A 17479-nucleotide genomic window follows, 5' to 3' on the forward strand; every position below is an offset into this window, starting at 1 on the left:
TTTTTCCACCGCGCTCAAAAAAAACAGGCCACTATTGGCCTGTTACCGTTCTGCGCTTAACCCTATCGGTTCGTTATTGCGGCCTTTCCACCGGTTGCCGCCGTTAAAACACCTGGTGACTGCAGCCGGCGATGGATCGAACCAGTTCGTCGGCCAGCAGCGGATCGGGATCAATGTCCTGGATCATTCCGCCTTCTTCAATTTCCTGAATAAACACTTCGACGAAGATTGCGTTGAAATTGCCGTGACAGCCTTCCCGGAGCACCGCGTACGCCGCTGCCGCCGGTTGCCCTTTGTGATAGGGGCGGTCGGTGGTGACGGCATCAAAGCAGTCCGCAATGCTGACGATTTTTGCTCCGGGAGGAATTTCAGCCGAATTCAGACCAAACGGATATCCCTTGCCATCTTCGCGTTCGTGGTGGAAAAGCACAAAATCCACCACCGGTCCCAGAAAGGCAATGTTTTTAAGCAGTGCCGCCCCGATGAGCGGATGGCACTGCACTTCCTGTTTAAGCTCATTGGACAGTTGCGTTTCCCGGGTTGCCAAAATGTGATCGCTCATGGCCAACTTGCCCACATCGTGAAAGAGCCCGCCAATGCCGACATTGCGGATCTCTTCCGCTGAAAAACCCAGCCGCCGGGCCAGTCGCATGGAATACAATGCCACACGGTGGCCGTGGGCCTGTGTATACAAGTCTTTCTTTTCCAGCGCGGCAGATATTTCACCCAATGTCTGCAGATGCCGCTCACGTGCTTCGTTGGAAACCTGTTCATCACTTCGCATGACGATTTACATCTGCCTTTGTCTATCCTGAGATCATCTGTTTTACAATCAATTCAGGCGGGACTTACTATAAGGCAGGTGACAAAACGTGTCAAACGGAATCGATCCGGTTGGCAGGGCAATCGCATTTGGATGTATTCTGGTCGGTGGCTCAGCCCTTTTTCAGGCGGCTGAGAACAGCCAGTGCCTGCTGGCGGGTTTGTTCCCGGTCCCCACTGTTGTCGATAATAACGGTGGCTTGGCTCCGTTTCTCTTCGATGGACATCTGGGAATGAATCCGTGCCAGGGCGGCCTGTTTGTCAATTGCGTCCCGCTGCATGAGCCGTTTCAACTGCAACGTTTCCGGAACATAGACCAGGATGACCTCTGCCAGCTTTCTTGGGATACGGGTTTCGAGAAGCAGCGGGATATCGAGAATCACGACGGCGCCGGGGGTAGTTTCAGCCGTTTGGGCGATGCGCCGTTCCATCCGTTCAAAGACCCGCGGATGGACGATGGCATCCAGGAGGACCTTTTTTTCTGGAGCATTAAAAATGATGTCGCCCAGTCGCTTGCGATCGATGGCGCCATCAGGCTGCAAAATGATATCGCCGAAGGCATGAATGATTTCCGCGTAGGCGGGGGTTCCCTGTGTAACCACCTCCCGGGCGATGATGTCGGCATCGATGATGGTTGCTCCAGCCTTCCTGAAGATGTCAGAAACCGTTGATTTCCCGCTGGCGATTCCTCCGGTGAGACCGGCGATGATCACGATACTCCTTTCCCGGTGTTTGTCATGTCCACGGCGTGACCGACGGGTGACCGCATCGGACGGATTGAAAAGGTTGCCCGGACAGCGCTGCAGGCACGGGCCATTGATGGTCATGGGATGACTTTATTTGACGGTCACCACGGGGCAGGGGGCTTTGATGATCACAAACTGGGCGTTTGAACCAAAGAGCAGTTTGCCGACTTGCGAACGGCCTTTGATGCCGATGATAATTTCATCAACCGACTCTTCCTCTGCAAACTGGATCAGGTCCTCGCCCGGTGTCAAGCCGCGGACGAGCAGTTTGGTTTCACAAGGGATGCTTGCCTCTGCTAACAGATCACCGGCATATTTCAAATTTTCGTTGGCATGCTCCACTTCCACGGTATGGGTCACGCTCTCACCGGTTAGCGATGCCAGCACAATGACTTTTGCATCGAAGGCGACTGCGTGTTGTTTGGCCAGGGTCAAGGCATCTTTTGCCGAATTTGACCCGTCATAGCCGACCAGGATTTTCATTGAGTACTCCTTTAGTGGTTTCGGCAGGATGGTGCGCTGCCGATTATATGGGCGGCCTTTCTGCTGCCGTGGTGTCGTTGTACCGGGCGGACAAGAAAGCGGCCTGAATTTTCGAAAACTGTCCAAAACACGTTTGGCGACTTCTGTCAAGAAAACAGTCAACCCCATATGCAAATCGCCAATCCACCGGTAGGCAGCGTATTCAGTACCATGGATCAATTTTCGGATAACCCCTATCGAATACTTTTCAGGCGTTCTTTGCGGCTGACGATTTCACTGATTCGAATGCCGTACTTCTCTTTTTCCACGACCACGAATCCTTTGGCAATCAATGTCTCGTTGATCAGAATATCGACGGGTTCCCCTTCCATCTGTTCAAGTTCGACAACCGATTCCGGACCCAATCGGAGAACATCGTTGATCCGTTTTTTCGTACGCCCCAATTCAACGGTGACCTGAAGGGGGATGTCCATGACCAGGCCCAGATTTTTAAACGGATCCACCTCGGATGGGGGGGCTGTCAGGTTGGTGGGCGGCTGCGCCGTCATCTCTGCCGACGCGCTTTCCCCCTCGGTGGATTCCCCCCCCATGGATTCCGCTTTTTGTTCGACGGCGGCCGATTGATCCATCTTGACGCCGGCCTCGACAATAATCACACTGCCTTTGTGGGAAAAGAGGAATCGGGCCGGCTTGATGACATTGGTGGGGCTGACCCTGAAGTCGCGGCCGTTGGTGATGGACGGGGTTGACAGGACGCACGACAGGCCTGCATCGACGAAGCTGGATTTCAGATTGCCGCCGATGATATTGCTTATCTCTCTGATGACATCAAAGACTTCCTCTTCACTCTCAATCTCGTCCACCTCCATGCCGAGCATGGCGGCGGTCATCGTTTTGGCGAAGTCGTCGTTGACCTGGATGTTGAACAAACCATCCACTTCGCCGGCAAAAGTAACCGACCCGACGGTGCGGACCTCCTCGATAAACCCTTCGGGCTCCTTGTCGATGGCCTCGATTTCCATGTCCAGCATGGTGTAGAAAACATCGATAACGGAATTGACAATGGAGGTTTTGATATCCACGCCGGCGATCCGTTCCATAATGACTTCGCTGGACAGATCGCTCATGATATCTTCTTTGGCGCCGATCTCCTCCTTGACGCATAATTCCACGACCACGTGGTGGTCATCGTGCCGGAAGATAAATTTCACCGGTGGAGCAATATCCACCGGGTCGATCTTGAAATCACTGCCCAAGGTGATCGAGGGGGTGGAGATGACACAGGCCAGACCGGAATCGACAAATTCGGTTTTCAGGTTGCCGGCCACAATGTTGGATAACTCGCCGATGACATCCTTGACTTCCTCAATGCTTTCTATTTCATCCATTTCCATGCCCAGCATGGAAGCGGTGATCATTCGGGAAAAAGCCTCGGAGAGCTGGAAGCTCATTACCCCGACAGCCTCACCGGCAAAATGGATGGCGCCAACCATGCGGCTTTGATCGAGGTCGGCGGGCTGGGCCTCATCAACGGGCTCAAGCGGCATGGCTGCCATGGCATCGAAGGTTTCCATGATGGTGGCGGTAATGGATTGGCGTATGGCTTCGTCGGTGATTTTTTCCATCGAAGTTCCGTTATTGCAGCGGTTATGGGTCGCCTCATTGTAAAGGCGATTTTCGATTTTTGTCAATCATTTGCAATAAAAAGGCCCGGGCAGAAATGCCCGGGCCAGGGATGCTGTGACAACACGGAAAGCGGTTTAGAACAGGCCGCTGACCTTTCCGGTGGCCGGATCGACGTCGATGCGGCGGAAAGCCGGGTTGGAGCCGGTGCCCGGCATCAGGCTGATTGTGCCTGCGCAGGGGCAGAGGAATTTGGCGCCGGAGTAAATGAGCACGTCGCGGATGGGCAGACGCCATCCCTTGGGTACGCCCTTAACGACCGGGTCGTGGGAGAGGGAGAGGTGGGTCTTGACCATCATGGTGGCGAAGTCGGCGTACTTGGGATCGTTTTCCAGCATTTCGGCCTTTGCGTTGGCTTCCGGAGCCCAGTCCACGCCGTCAGCGCCGTAAACTTCCGTGGCGATTTTGTTCACACGGTCGCGCAGTTTCATTTCCAGCGGATAGAGGAAATCGAAATCATTGCCCTCTTCGCAGGCGTCGATAACGGCATCGGCGAATTCCAATGCGCCTTCGCCACCCTTTTCCCAGTGCTTGGACTCGGCGCAACGGGCACCGGCAGCCTCGGCAGCCTTGCGGACGATGGCGCATTCGGCGTCAGTATCGGTGTAGAACCGGTTGATGCAGACCACCGGGTTGATACCGGCTTTGCGGATCACGCCGATCATGTGGACCATGTTCTCGACACCCTTTTCGACCAGTCCCAGGTTCTCCTTGGTGTAGGCATCGTCCAGGGCCTTGCCGGCGACGACCTTGGGTCCGCCACCGTGCATCTTCAGGGCGCGGATGGTCGAGGTCAGGACGGAGACGTGGGGTTTGAGGCCGGAGAAGCGGCACTTCACGTTCCAGAATTTTTCGAAGCCGATATCCGCGGCGAATCCGGACTCGGTGACGTGATAGTCGAACAGCTTCAGGCCGACGCGGTCGGCGATGATGGAGCTCTGGCCCACGGCGATGTTGGCGAAGGGGCCGGCGTGCACGAAGCAGGGCTGATATTCGGCGGTGCACATCAGGGTCGGGTTGATGGTGTTGCGCATGAAGGCGGCCATGGCGTTACCGACTTCCAGGTCTCCGCAGGTAACCGGTTTGCCACTCTTGTCGAAGGCCACGGTGATTTTGTTGATGCGGTCCTTGAGATCGGCCAGGTCGGTGGCCACGGCCAGGATGGCCATCAGCTCGGAACCGACGGCGATGCCGAACTTGCTCTGCATGGTGTAGCCGTCGAAACGGCCGCCAAGACCGATGACGATGTTACGCAGGGCCTGGGCGCAGAAGTCGATGATCCAGCCCATTTCCACGCGGGTGGGATCGATGTCCAGACGACGCATACCGGTCAGGCGGGCAAGCTGCTCGTCGTTGTAGTTGCGCTCATGCTGCATACGGGCAGTCATGGCCACCATACCCAGGTTATGGGCGTTCATGATGTCATTAATGTCGCCGGTGAGCCCCAGGGAGAATTCGGTCATGGGGATCAGAAGTGAGTTGCCGCCGCCAGCTGCCGTTCCCTTGACGTTCATGGTGGGGCCGCCGGAGGGCTGACGCAGGGCGCCGCCGACGTTTTTGCCGCGCATGCCAAGGCCTTCCATCAGACCAACGGAGGTGGTGCTTTTGCCCTCGCCCAGGGGGGTCGGGGTGATGGCGGTGACTTCGATGTATTTGCCGTCGGGTTTGTCTTTGAGTCGATCGATGACCTTCAGAAAATCAATTTTTGCCAGACGACCCATGGGAAGCATCTCTGCTTTGTCGAGTCCCAGCTTCTCCTGCCACTGTTCCGGCGTCGGCATGTTCTCTTCGGCTGCTTCGGAAATCTGCCAGTCCGCCATATTTACCGCATCGTAAGCCATCTATCCAATCCTCCTTTGTTAATGATTAACGATGGGGGGCCCTGATTACCCGTTATCAGGTACCGTTGAACTATTGGGTTAAAACGTGTTCGGATTGATGCAAGATTAGACTGATCAAAACTTTTCCGTTAAGGTCGGAAAAACTTGAGTAATCTAACACGCCTTTCCCGTTTTGGCAAGCCTTATATGGTGGCCTTCAAATGGGAGTTTGAAGCGTCGTAACTATTTAAAAAAACAATAGAATAGAATTTTATTGGAGGCTCGCTCGGTCCCCCCTGCGCCGGCCGGTCCGGCGCCACTATCCATGCAGCTGGTAAAGCCGGTAATAATACCCCTTTTTGGCTATCAAGGTTTCGTGGTTGCCGATTTCCATGATCGACCCGTTGTTCAGCACCACAATCTGATCGGCGGTGCGGGCCGTGGTCAGACGGTGGGCCACGACCACGCAGGTCCGTCCGTGCATCAGGTTGCCGATGGCTTCCTGCAGAACCATTTCGGTCTGGGAATCCACATACGAGGTGGCCTCATCCAGGATGATCGCCTCCGGGTCCGTGGAAAAGGCCCGTGCCACGGAGATCAGCTGGCGCTCGCCGCTGGAGAGGGATGCCCCTCCCTCGGTGATGGGGGTGTCGAGACCGTCGGGGAATCGGGAAACCAGCTGGCTGCATCGGGACGCCTCGAGAATCTCCGCCTGGCGACCGGCGGAGATTGCTTTGGCGGCGAAAAAGAGATTGTCCCGCAGTGAACCGGTGAACAGAAACGGATCCTGCATGACCAGGGCGATCCGTTTTCTTAACTCGGCGGGCGCAATCCGGTTGCAGTCGATGCCGTTGAAACACACCCGGCCATGGGTGGGGTCGTAAAACCGCACCAGCAGATTGACCAGCGAGGTTTTTCCCGATCCGGTGGCCCCGACGATGGCCACGGTCTGTCCGGCCTCGATACTCAGGTTGATTGATTTGAGCACCATCTCCCCAGGATTGTAGGCCAGGGAGACATCCTCGAAGCGGATGGTTTTGAGCGGGCCGTCAATTGTCTGCCGCTCGTTTCCCGGTGTGACCGCCGTCGGCCGATCCATGAGCAGGAAGATCCGCTCGGCCGATGCCATGGCATTTTGCAGGATGTTGTACTTTTCCGCCAGGTCGCGGATGGGGCGGAAGAACATGCGCATGTAGGCGAGAAATGCGGCCAGGATACCGATACTCATGGTCTGGCCGATCACATGGCTGCCGCCCACATGCACGACAATGGCAATGGCGGTGACCCCGAGCATTTCGATGACGGGCATGAAAACCGCGAAGATGTTGATCTGGCGCATGCCGGCCCGGTAATTGTCGTGATTGAGGCGGGCGAAGGCGCCTGCGTTGTCCTCCTCGTGTCCGAACGTCTGAATGACCTTGATGCCGCTGATGGTTTCCGAAAAACGGGTGTTGATTTCGGCCACTTTGGTGCGCAGTTCGCGAAAAACGTCGCGCACGCGCTTGGAGAATCCGAATGCGGCCAGCGCCACCAGCGGCAGTACCAGAAACGTCAGCAGGGCCAGCCGCCAGTCCATGGCCAGCAGCACCACGGCAATGCCCACCAGCAGGAAGATGTCTTTGAAGACCATGGAGATGAAATTGGTGAACAGGTCGTGCATGTTGGCGATGTCGTTGGTCACGCGGGTGACCAGACGGGCCACGGGGTTGCTTGTGAAAAAAGAGAGCGGCATGGCCTGGATGTGGCGGTACAGGTTGACCCGCAGGTCGTGCATGATGCGGTTGCCGGCAATTTCCATGATCAGGTTCTGCACAAACGTGCAGGCGAAGATGGCCACCACCACGGCCATGAAAATGGCGGTGATGCGGGCGATGCCGGACAGATCGGTGTGGCGCAATTTCTCCAGATCGGACGTCTTCAGACGTCCCAGGGCGTCCATGTCGATGCCGGCGCGCATGCCACGGATTTCAAAGTGTTGCCCGTTGCGCGCGACCACGGCGGCGGTCACGGGATCGCTCAGGTCCACCCACAGCCGTTGCCGGCCGTCGCTGTCCGTTCCTTGCGGGTCGCCGGCGATGCGGGCCTTGGGAACGATATGCCGATCAATGATCTCCTTGGTGATGTAGGGGACCGACAGTTCCAGCAGCGTGATGGTGATTACCAGCAGTACGGAGAGGAGCAGTCGGGTCCGGTGGGGGCGGGCATAGGGCAGAATGCGGCGCAGCAGTTTCAGGTCGTAGGGTTTGCCCAGCCGCTGTTCTTCATCGTAGCCGTAATCAAAGCGCATCTTCCAGCTCCTGAAGTCGATAGGCCCGGGCATAGTAGGCGTCGTCGGCCATCATCTGCGCGTGCGTGCCGGCGGCGGTGATGCGGCCGTCTTCCATCAGTACGATGCGGTCGGCATGGCGGACGGCGGAGAGCCGGTGGGAGACGATGATCAGGGTCTTCTCCCCGGCCATCTGATTCAGGGTGTCGACGATGTGTGCGGCCGTGCGCGTGTCCACCTGGCTGACCGGATCGTCCAGAATCAGAATCGGCGTGTCGTTCAGAAAGGCCCGGGCCAGGGCCACCCGCTGTTTCTGGCCGCCGGAGAGGATGACGCCTTTTTCTCCCACCACTGTATCCAGGCCGTCGGGCATTTCGGCAATAGTGGCGTCCAGGGCGGCCAGACGCGTTACGCGCGTCAGTTGGGCGTCGGTGACAGCCAAACTGCCGAAAGTGATGTTCTCACGGATGGTGCCGGCAAACAGGAACGGCTCCTGAGGGGCGACAGAGATCAGCGCCCGCAGATCTTTGATCTTCAAGTCCCGCAGATCCAAGTCGTCGATGCGCACGGCCCCCTGGCTGACATCGTAAAGGCGCATCAGCAGTTGCAGCAGCGTGGTCTTTCCGGCGCCCGGCGGTCCCACGATACCCAGGGTCTGCCCCTTTTCCAGCCGCAGCCGGATTCCATTGAGAACCTTGCCCCTGGCCGGATGGTAGGCAAAACCGACATCGTCGACGGTCAGGTGGCGCGTGAAGGCGTCGACCGGCCGGGCATCCGCGCGTTCGATCAGGTCTGATGGTGTGCTCAGGATGCCATCCAGCCGGTCCAGCGAGGCTCGGCCCCGTTGAATCAGGTTGGTGACCCAGCCCAGCGCCATCATGGGCCAGGTGAGCAGGCCCAGGTAGCTGATGAAGGCCACAAAATCGCCGGGTGTGATCCGGCCGAAGATGGTCTGGCGCCCACCCTGGAACAGGACAATGGCCAGGCTCAGGTTGGTGAGCAGAATCATCAGCGGGAAAAATGCACCGGTAATTTTCACCAGGTCGATGTTTTCCTGCACGTAGGCCTCGGAGATCGCCTCAATGGCCCGGGCTTCGGTCGCCTGGGCGTTGGTGGCCATCACCACGCGGATACCGGCGAAGCGTTCGCGCACCGCTTCGGTCAGTTCGCTGAAAGCGGCCTGCACCCGTTTATAGCGGCGGTGCATATGGCGGCCGAAATAGCGGCTGCCGATGACGATCAGCGGCATGGGAATGAGCACATAGAGGGTCAGTTCCAGATTGATGTAAATCATGAAACCGATGGCGGCCGAGCCCAGGAAAATGGCGTCGTTCAGTGCCACCAGGCCCATCCCGGATGCCATGCGCACCTGCTGGATGTCGTTGGTGGCATGGGCCATCAGGTCGCCGGTGCGGACCCGGTCGAAGTAGGCCGGTGACAGGGTCTGCACGTGCCGGAAGAGCCGGTTGCGCAAGGCCTCTTCGGTCTTCCGCGCCGTTCCCAGAAGGCAGCGGCGCCAGAAGAAGCGGAAGCAACCGATGCACAGACCCAGTGCCAGGATCATGCCGGCATAACGCAAAAGGCCGGCTGTATCCACCTGCATCAGGGCCAGATCGTCCACCACGCGCTTGATCACCCGGGGGATGAACAGCTGCAGGAGATCCACCACGATCAGGCAGAGCAGACCGAAAATAATGCTGACGCGGTTAGCCATCAGGTACGGCTGGATCAGTCGATATGATTTCATCGCTCCTCATCGGGGGTGAGGTTCAGCGCATGCAACCGGTATCCGCCGCTTTGCCGGACAATCAGATTCAGGGCCGCGTAATCCTGGTTGAGACGAAAAAGATGGCTGACCGGCATTCCCAGCAGATGGCACAGCAGCACGCGAATAACGCCGGCGTGGGTCACCACCAGGAGGTTGCCGTCAGTGTTTGCGACGGCCTTTTCAAAAACCGGTGCCACCCGCTGCTGCAGGTCGCGAAAGCTCTCTCCGTCCGGTGGCCGGAAGTCGTCGATCAGCCGGCCGCGCTCACGGAAGCGGTCGGGCCAGCGGGCCTGGACCTCGGCAAAGGCCATTCCGTCCCATTGTCCCAGGTGGATTTCGCGCAACCCCGCATCGGTGTTGACATCAGCACCATGTGCGGCGGCAACGATGCGGGCGGTTTCCACACAGCGCGACAGGTCGCTGCAGACGATGCGGCTCAGCGCGATGCCGGCCAACTGCCCGCGCCAGAAACCGGCCTGGGCGCGTCCGCGAGGGGAGAGGGGCAGATCGATCTGACCGATAAAGCATTTCTCATCACGGTGCTTCTCGATTTCGCCGTGGCGCAGCAGAAAAATCTTCTTCTCCGCGTTGGCATGCGCCCAGTTGTCAATCGATATGCCCATCGCTATCCTTTTATGGCGGTTGGCAGAATATGGTCGATCGTCTTTCCGGTGAGACGTTCGATCTTTGTCTGGATGGCCGCCGCCGCCCGTTTGCGCCGCTGGATGTTATCGGTCACCTGCGGATCCTGCGCATATTTTTTCAGCTTGGCATCAAAGCGCCGGGCAAGGCCCACGATGGTCGTGCCGACCACCAGTTTGTCCGCCAGATAGACCACCTCGGATTCGTCCAACGCGGAGTGCTCGTCGGCCGTCAGATCCATGTGCACGGCGACAATGGCGGCCAGCCGGTCAAAGCCCATGCGCCGCAGCAGGGCGGCACCGGCATCGGCATGGTGCTTTTCCAGCCGGGCCACATCGTGCACCCGGGCCGCGCAGCGGATCAGGGCGGCGTCCAGATGCCCCCCGGCCGCATTGATCGCAGCGGCCAGGCTCTCGGCAACCCGGGCAACCTGGCGGCAGTGCTCATTGATCTCGGCGGGCAGGCGGTGGACCTGTTCCATGAGCAGGCGGCACTCGTTTTCCGTGAGCAGCGATCCTTTGGCCAGGCGATCGCCAAGCTGCCGGAAATCATCGGGGGTGTCCATGTCCAGCAGGGCGCCCTCGTCGGCCACGGGAATGTCCAGGGCCTGGGCCTCAAAACGATCCAGCAGGGCCTTGAGCCCACCGCTACCGTCGTGGGCTGCGATGGCCGCTTTCAGTGACCCGTGGATCAGGGGCGGGTGGCCGCGTTCATCGCCAACCCGGGGGTAGATCACGGCGGCCGGTTTTTCTTCCATCGCCGCCATGAGGGTGTCCACGGTGTAGGACCTCACCAGGGGGATGTCCACCGGGTGGACGAAGAAGGCCGGCACGGCGGGCGGCAGGGCGTTGACGCCGGCCAGCACCGATGAGAACATGCCGCTGTCGTGATCCGGGTTGTGGACGATCCGCACGGGGCGGTCGGCCAGGGCCGCGCGGATGTCGCCCGCTCTATAACCGGTGACCACGCGGACATCGGTAATTCCGGCGTCCAAGTAGAGCGATACCACCCGGTCGAGGGCGGTTTTGCCGCCCAGGTCGAGCAGCGGCTTGAAGCGCCCCATGCGCGAGGCATAACCGGCGCTGAGAATGACGGCCGACGGCGTGGTCATGGCAGGCCGCCGTTCACCAGGGCCTGGTATTCCGCTTCGGTCAGTACGCTTACCCCCAGGCGGGTGGCCTTGGCCATTTTGGCGGCGCCCACCTTCTCACCGCAAACCAGGTAATCGGTGGTACCGCTGACCGCCGTCTGCACCCGTGCGCCCATGGCCCGGGCCGCCGCTTGCATGGCCTCCCGTGAGCCCTGGACCATCTTGCCGGTGAAGACGATGCCCTTGCCGGCAATGGGACTCTCCACCGCCGTCTGCTCGGCGGCCAGGGGGGTGCGCTGCAGGTTGAACCCCAAATCGAGCATGTGCGCCATCAGGGGGCCGATCCGTTTGAGGTCCGCGGCAATGGATTTGCTGGTGATCTTCCCGAAGCCCTTGATCTGCTCGATCTGCTCTTCTTCCAGGCTGAGAACTTCTTCGATGGAGAAATGGGCCAGCAGCTTGCGGCTGTCGCCGGTGCCCAGATCGCTGATACCGAATGCGGCCAGGAAGCGCCAGTCCTCCACCAATCGGGTGCGGCTGAGGGTGATGGCCTCGGCCAGGTTCTTGGACTGCACCGGGCCGAACGCCATCTCCAGGAAGTCCGCCTCGGTGAGCCGGTAGACGGCCTCCAGGCTGCGGTGCCCGCTTTCGACGATTCTCCCGATGGTCTTGATGCCGAACCAGTCGGCATTGCCCAGGATGCGGAACCAGTGGCTGATGCGCTGCTCGATCTGGGCCCGGCAGGCCGGGTTGGTGCACTTGAGAAAATCGTTCTGCCAGGTCAGCGGGCCGCTGCACGACGGACAGGCCTCGGGCAGGCATACTTCGCCGTGGGCTTCCAGGACCTTCTCCAATTTGGGAATGACTTCTCCGCTGCGGATGATCTCGATGCGCGTGCCGATGCCGATGCCCTGGTTGCGGATGTTGCCGGCGTGATGGGCCGTGACCCGGCGGATGGTGGCCCCGGACAGGGATACCGGCGCCACCATCATGACCGGGGTGACGTTGCCGGTGCGGCCCACCTGCCACTGAATATCCTCCACGGTGGTCTCGGCCGTGTCGCCTTTGCTCTTGATGGCAATCTGCCAGCGGTAGTGGTGGGCGGTGGCACCCATGCGGGTTTTCAGTACCTCGTCGGTCACCGCGACAACAACGCCGTCGGTGGGGTAGTCCACCTCGGCCAGGAGGGTTTCCACGAGCCCGCGCCGCTCCGCCACCAGCTGCTTCGCCTCGACGGTCGGGCCTTGCAGCTGATTGTAGGGCACGAAGCGAACCATACCCGCGTCCAGGGCGGTCTTGGCATTCTCGTTGAGCGTGTCCGAGGAGACGATGCCGACCACCATGTTGCGCGGATGTTCGAAAAACTCCGCCATGTGTTCCTCGAAGTAGGACTTGACGACCACGATTTCACCCACGCCCTGGCCGCGTCCGCCGATGGGGACCACTCCCTTGGCAAAGGCGTTGGAGATTTCGTAGCCCATCTCGCCGTTGCCCCGGGTGGCAAACACCTCACCATCGTCCCGGCCGGCCAGGCCATCGAGTTTGGGGGTCAGCCGGAAGGTCGGCGTGTCTATGCCCAGGGCGTCGGCCTCTTTTTGGACCCGGGCCACGAACCGTTCCAGCTGATCACGGTCGTAGGCTTTTTCGATGGAGAGCATGGGCGCGGGATGCCGTACCTGCTGGCGGCCGCTGAACTGTTCCGGTTCCACGGCCTGCAGGAACGGGTGGTCCGGCACGCGCTGGCGCAGCTGTTCCACCAGATTGTCGTATTCGGCATCCTCGACGATCGGTGCGCCCTGGCGGTAAGCCCGGTTGTAGGCTTTGAGCAGGTCGACCAGTTCTTCTACGGGGGTTGGATTCATGGCAATGGGGGTGTTTTGCGTGGGATCATCGTCCCATGAGGGATTTTTAATCAGGGCCTTCCTGTACACCGAAGCAACCGGCCAGGGTCAGAGCCGCCTGGCAGGCCTGTTGCCGGGCGGATTTAAACGCGGGTGTGCGAAATCCCGGGCGCCACCGGTAATCGGAAACCTCGTCGGACACCACCAGGATCCCGGCGGCTTCCATCTCCCGGAACCCGGCCACGGTGAAGACGGCGGAGAGTTCCATTTCGACGGCCAGGGCGCCGTTGGCCTGGTAATGCCTGACCTTTTCGACGGTTTCCCGGAAGATGGCATCGGTGGTCCAGATCGTTCCGTTATGGAAATGGGCGCCATGATGTTCAAGGGCCAGCTGGACCTGATGGGTCAGCTGCCGGGCCGGCAGGGCCACCCGGCAGGTGGGATCGCAGTAGTGGCCGGAGGTGCCTTCATCCACCATGGCGCTGGCCGGGACGATGATATCGCCAGCCTTGACGTTGATGGATACACCGCCGCACCAGCCGATGAAAAGAATCTGCCGAACGTCCCATGCGCCCAGGCTTTCGACGATCATGGCGGCGTACGGGGCGCCCACCACCGGGCCGACGATGCTGAAGCGCCGGTGCTGGTCAGCGTAGATCCGAAGCCGGCTCATGTAGAGCTTGCGTTCCTTCACCAGTGGAACGTGGGTCTGGCGGGCCATCATTTGCAGGTCGCTGTCGGTGGCGGCAATAATGGCAATGCTTCCCGTCCGGGGCGGTTTCTTGCCCTTGACGGGGTTGACAATGGCGCGGCGCTCAGGCATCCGGGGCTCCTTGATTTCCGCTCAGGCCGGTCGCTGCAGATCGGTCAACTCGTCCTTGATCTCATCCATCATATCATAGAGCCAGAGAATATCTTCGATGGTCAACCGCCCGGCCTTGGTCGGTGCCCGGTCGCTGCCGTCCTGTTTCTTGAGAATGCGCGGACCGATCTGGACCTTGGCCTCGCCCTGATCATACTGGTTGATGGTGACGACCAGCCCGGTTTCCGGGCACTTCCATTTTTTGAGGACTTTGTCTTTGTTGGGATCAAAAGCCATATCGATCTCCTCTTTTTTTAAACCGATAGTTTGTCTTCATTTGACATTTTGAATTTGGTCTTTGGCATTGCCATCAGGTGGATATCTGTGAAAAATCGGCAATCTGACCGAAAATGGCCGAGATGGTCGCCAGCAGGGCCAGCCGGTTACTGCGCACGGCCGGATCCTCGGCCATCACCATGACGTCGGTGAAAAAAGCGTCGACCGGGTCGCGCAGGGTGGCGATGGTTGCCAGCGCGCCGTCCAGGTCCTCCTGGGCCAGCCGCTGATCCACATCGCGGGTCACCGACTGGCAGGCCGCGTGCAGGGCGCTTTCGGCCGGCTGGCCGAACAGTGCCGGATCCACCGTGGCGTCCGCTTGCAACGACGCTTTTTTAAGGATGTTCTCCACCCGTTTGAAAGCGGCGGCCAGCGGCTCGAAATCCGGCTTGCCCTTGAGTTTTTCCAGGGCGGCGACGCGTCGTTCCACATCCGGGACGCGCTCCGCCGACGCGCCCATGACCGCGGCAATGACATCCTTGGACAGTCCCTCGTCGGCCAGCAGCCGGGCGAACCGGTTGCCGAGGAAGGTGAGGACCGCATCCACGGTTTCAGCGGCCGGGCGGCTGCTCTTGTCGGCGAACAGGGCCACGCCCGTTTCCACCAGCCGGGTCAGTGAAATGCCGATGTTGCGGCTGCGCATGATCTGCAGGATGCCGATGCCCTGGCGCCTCAGGGCGTAGGGGTCGGCGGCACCGGTGGGGACCAGGCCCACGGAAAAGCAGCCGCAGATGGAGTCGATCTTTTCGGCAATGGAGAGCAGGGCACCGGTTTCGGTTTCGGGAAGCTGCCCGCCGCTGTGGGTGGGGCGGTAGTGCTCCTCGATGGCCGCGGCCACGTCCGGTGGTTCGCCGGCGGCGAGGGCGTAGGTGCGTCCCATGATTCCCTGGAGCTTGGCAAATTCTCCCACCACCTGGCTGACCAGGTCGGCCTTGCACAGGTGAGCCGCGCGGGTGACGTTCTCCTTTTGCGCGGGATTGATCGCATCGGCCAGCCAGGCGGCCAGGCGTTTCACCCGGGTCATCTTGTCATACATGCTGCCCAGTTTGGCCTGGAAAAGGACCCGTTTGAGTTTCTCGACCCAGGTCTCCATGGGGACTTTGATATCGGCATTGTAAAAATAGCGGGCATCCGAGAGCCTGGCCCGCAGCACGCGCTCGTGACCGGTGGCCACCAGGTCCATGTCCCGGGTGCGGGTGTTGTTGATGGCGATGAAACCGGGCATCAGCCGGCCGGTGGCGTCGACCACGGCAAAGTATTTCTGATGCTCGCGCATAGCCGTAATCAGGATTTCCTTGGGGACTTCAAGGAAGATGTCATCGAATTGTCCGGCCGTGGCCACCGGAATTTCCACCAGGTTGGTGACGATATCCAGCAGTTCTTCATCGGGCAGGACTTCGCCACCGATGCCGCGGGCGGCCTCGGCCACAGCCGTGGCCGTCATTTCACGGCGCTTGGCAATATCCACGAGAACATTGACACCCGCCAGGGTCGTTTCGTACGTCTCGGGAGAATCAATGGCCACCTTGCCCGGATTCATGAACATATGACCCAGGGCGTGGCGGCCGCTTTTGATCCGGTCGCCCAGGCTGAAAGCAACCACTTTGCCGCCCAAAAGGGCCACGATACTCTGGATCGGCCGGGCAAACTGGATCGAGAGATCGGCCCAGCGCATGCTTTTGGGAAAGGGCGTCGCCAGGATCACTTCGGGCAGGATGGTTTTGAGCAGCCTGCGGGTGGCCTGACCCCGGTGGGTTTTGCGGGCGCTCAGGTAGCGGCCTTTTCCGGTCTCCACCACGGTCAGGCGGCCCACGGCAACGCCGGCTTTTTCGGCAAACTTGACCGCCGCCATGGTGGGCTTGCCGGCGTCGTCGAAGGCGATTTTTTCCGGTGGCCCCATGAGGTCTTCGGTAACGGTTTCCTGCTTGTCCGCGACCCCGTCCACCATCACCGTCAGCCGCCGGGGGGTGCCGCAGGTGCGTGCCTCTCCGTGGCCGATGCGGGCCGCATCCAGCCGTTTCAGCAGATTCTGGGCCATGGCGTCCAGGGCCGGCCGGATGTAGCCGGCCGGGATCTCTTCGGCACCGATTTCAAGTAGTAGGGTATCCATGTTCTCCTCGGTATTGGCAAGCTTTGATCTCGAACGGTGGGCGGCACCGTCCGGAAGGTTCAATTCAAATCGGATTCCACACCCACCTTTTTGGCCGTGGGTCAGGCATTGGGAGCGAGCAGTGGGAAACCCATGGCTTCACGCTGTTTCACATAGCCCAAGCCACAGGCCCGTGCCAGGTTGCGGATGCGAGCGATATATCCGGTGCGCTCGGTGACGCTGATGGCGCCTCTGGCATCCAGCAGGTTGAAGGTGTGACTGCACTTGAGGGTGAATTCATAGGCCGGCAGCACCAGGCCTTCATCGATGATCCGCTTGGCCTCGGCTTCATAGCGGTCGAACAGATCCAGCAGCATATCGATATCGGCCAGTTCGAAGTTGTAAGTGGACTGCTCCACCTCCTGCTGATGGTGAACCTGGCCGTAGGTGATCGTATCGTTCCACTTCAGGTCGTAGACGTTGTCGATTCCCTGAAGGTACATGGCGATGCGCTCCAGACCGTAGGTCAATTCGACGGCGATGGGCGCAAGTTCCATGCTGCAGGCCTGCTGAAAATAGGTAAACTGGGTGCACTCCATGCCGTCCAGCCACACTTCCCAGCCCAGCCCCGAGGCGCCCAGGGTGGGGGATTCCCAGTCGTCCTCCACAAAACGGATGTCGTGTTCCAAAGGATCCACGCCCAGGGCTTTCATGCTCTGCAGGTAGAGCCTCTGAACGTTGGTGGGGGATGGCTTGAGGAGCACCTGGTACTGGTAATAGTGCTGCAGGCGGTTGGGGTTCTCCCCGTAGCGTCCGTCGGTGGGCCGACGGGACGGCTGAACGTAGGCCACCTTCCACGGCTCGGGCCCCAGGGCTTTCAAGGTGGTATGGTGGTGGAAAGTGCCGGCGCCCACTTCCAGATCATAGGGCTGAGCCACCACGCAGCCCTTGCGGGCCCAGAATCGGTCCAACGTGAGAATCACATCCTGAAAGTTCATCTGCGTTTCCTCAAATTTCTGTATCGATCGTCAAACAGTTGATAACGTTTATAATCATTGTTTTGCTGAATGGGCCTGACGAAAGGCCCAATA

Annotated in this window: 14 protein-coding genes; all 14 read right to left on the reverse strand. The window is 59.8% G+C overall.

The window, feature by feature from the left end; all coding sequences use genetic code 11:
- Nucleotides 1–103: 103 nt before the first annotated feature.
- Complete coding sequence (locus GN112_RS32560; RefSeq protein WP_155313931.1) at nt 104–784, reverse strand: HD-GYP domain-containing protein; 681 nt, start codon at nt 782–784, stop codon at nt 104–106.
- 151 nt (nt 785–935) lie between these two features.
- The gene (gene coaE, locus GN112_RS32565) at nt 936–1649 is read right to left on the reverse strand and encodes a dephospho-CoA kinase (RefSeq protein ID WP_155313932.1); all 714 of its coding nucleotides are present in this window, start codon (nt 1647–1649) and stop codon (nt 936–938) included.
- A 9-nt stretch (nt 1650–1658) separates the two neighbouring features.
- Nucleotides 1659–2051: a universal stress protein gene (locus tag GN112_RS32570; protein ID WP_155313933.1), complete on the reverse strand. Its 393-nt coding sequence runs from the start codon at nt 2049–2051 to the stop codon at nt 1659–1661.
- 233 nt (nt 2052–2284) lie between these two features.
- Nucleotides 2285–3676 (reverse strand): flagellar motor switch protein FliN, encoded by a 1392-nt coding sequence (gene fliN, locus GN112_RS32575; RefSeq protein ID WP_155313934.1) that lies wholly within the window; start codon nt 3674–3676, stop codon nt 2285–2287.
- A gap of 135 nt (nt 3677–3811) precedes the next feature.
- Complete coding sequence (locus GN112_RS32580) at nt 3812–5575, reverse strand: formate--tetrahydrofolate ligase (protein WP_155313935.1); 1764 nt, start codon at nt 5573–5575, stop codon at nt 3812–3814.
- Nucleotides 5576–5873: 298 nt separating this feature from the next.
- Nucleotides 5874–7841, reverse strand: coding sequence for an ABC transporter ATP-binding protein (locus tag GN112_RS32585; protein ID WP_155313936.1), 1968 nt, complete (start codon nt 7839–7841; stop codon nt 5874–5876).
- Nucleotides 7831–9567 carry an ABC transporter ATP-binding protein gene (locus tag GN112_RS32590; RefSeq protein WP_155313937.1) on the reverse strand — a complete coding sequence of 579 codons (1737 nt, stop codon included), beginning with the start codon at nt 9565–9567 and terminating at the stop codon, nt 7831–7833. The genes GN112_RS32585 and GN112_RS32590 overlap by 11 nt, the downstream gene beginning before the upstream one ends.
- Nucleotides 9564–10211 (reverse strand): alpha-ribazole phosphatase, encoded by a 648-nt coding sequence (gene cobC, locus GN112_RS32595; RefSeq protein WP_155313938.1) that lies wholly within the window; start codon nt 10209–10211, stop codon nt 9564–9566. Before cobC ends, GN112_RS32590 begins: the two co-directional genes overlap by 4 nt.
- Before the next feature lie 2 nt (nt 10212–10213).
- Nucleotides 10214–11341, reverse strand: a complete 1128-nt coding sequence (locus tag GN112_RS32600) for a DVU_1551 family NTP transferase (RefSeq protein WP_155313939.1) — start codon at nt 11339–11341, stop codon at nt 10214–10216.
- Entirely contained in the window at nt 11338–13251 is a 1914-nt protein-coding gene (locus GN112_RS32605; protein WP_231717197.1) for a BRCT domain-containing protein, read from the reverse strand. Before GN112_RS32605 ends, GN112_RS32600 begins: the two co-directional genes overlap by 4 nt.
- Nucleotides 13229–13984 (reverse strand): nucleoside phosphorylase, encoded by a 756-nt coding sequence (locus tag GN112_RS32610; RefSeq protein WP_155313940.1) that lies wholly within the window; start codon nt 13982–13984, stop codon nt 13229–13231. Before GN112_RS32610 ends, GN112_RS32605 begins: the two co-directional genes overlap by 23 nt.
- 21 nt (nt 13985–14005) lie before the next feature.
- Nucleotides 14006–14260 (reverse strand): hypothetical protein, encoded by a 255-nt coding sequence (locus tag GN112_RS32615; RefSeq protein ID WP_155313941.1) that lies wholly within the window; start codon nt 14258–14260, stop codon nt 14006–14008.
- A 73-nt stretch (nt 14261–14333) separates the two neighbouring features.
- Complete coding sequence (gene glyS / locus GN112_RS32620) at nt 14334–16409, reverse strand: glycine--tRNA ligase subunit beta (protein ID WP_155313942.1); 2076 nt, start codon at nt 16407–16409, stop codon at nt 14334–14336.
- Between the two features lie 101 nt (nt 16410–16510).
- Nucleotides 16511–17386 carry a glycine--tRNA ligase subunit alpha gene (gene glyQ / locus GN112_RS32625; RefSeq protein WP_155313943.1) on the reverse strand — a complete coding sequence of 292 codons (876 nt, stop codon included), beginning with the start codon at nt 17384–17386 and terminating at the stop codon, nt 16511–16513.
- Nucleotides 17387–17479: the final 93 nt, after the last annotated feature.

The sequence above is a fragment of the Desulfosarcina ovata subsp. ovata genome (genome assembly GCF_009689005.1).
Classification (GTDB): domain Bacteria; phylum Desulfobacterota; class Desulfobacteria; order Desulfobacterales; family Desulfosarcinaceae; genus Desulfosarcina; species Desulfosarcina ovata.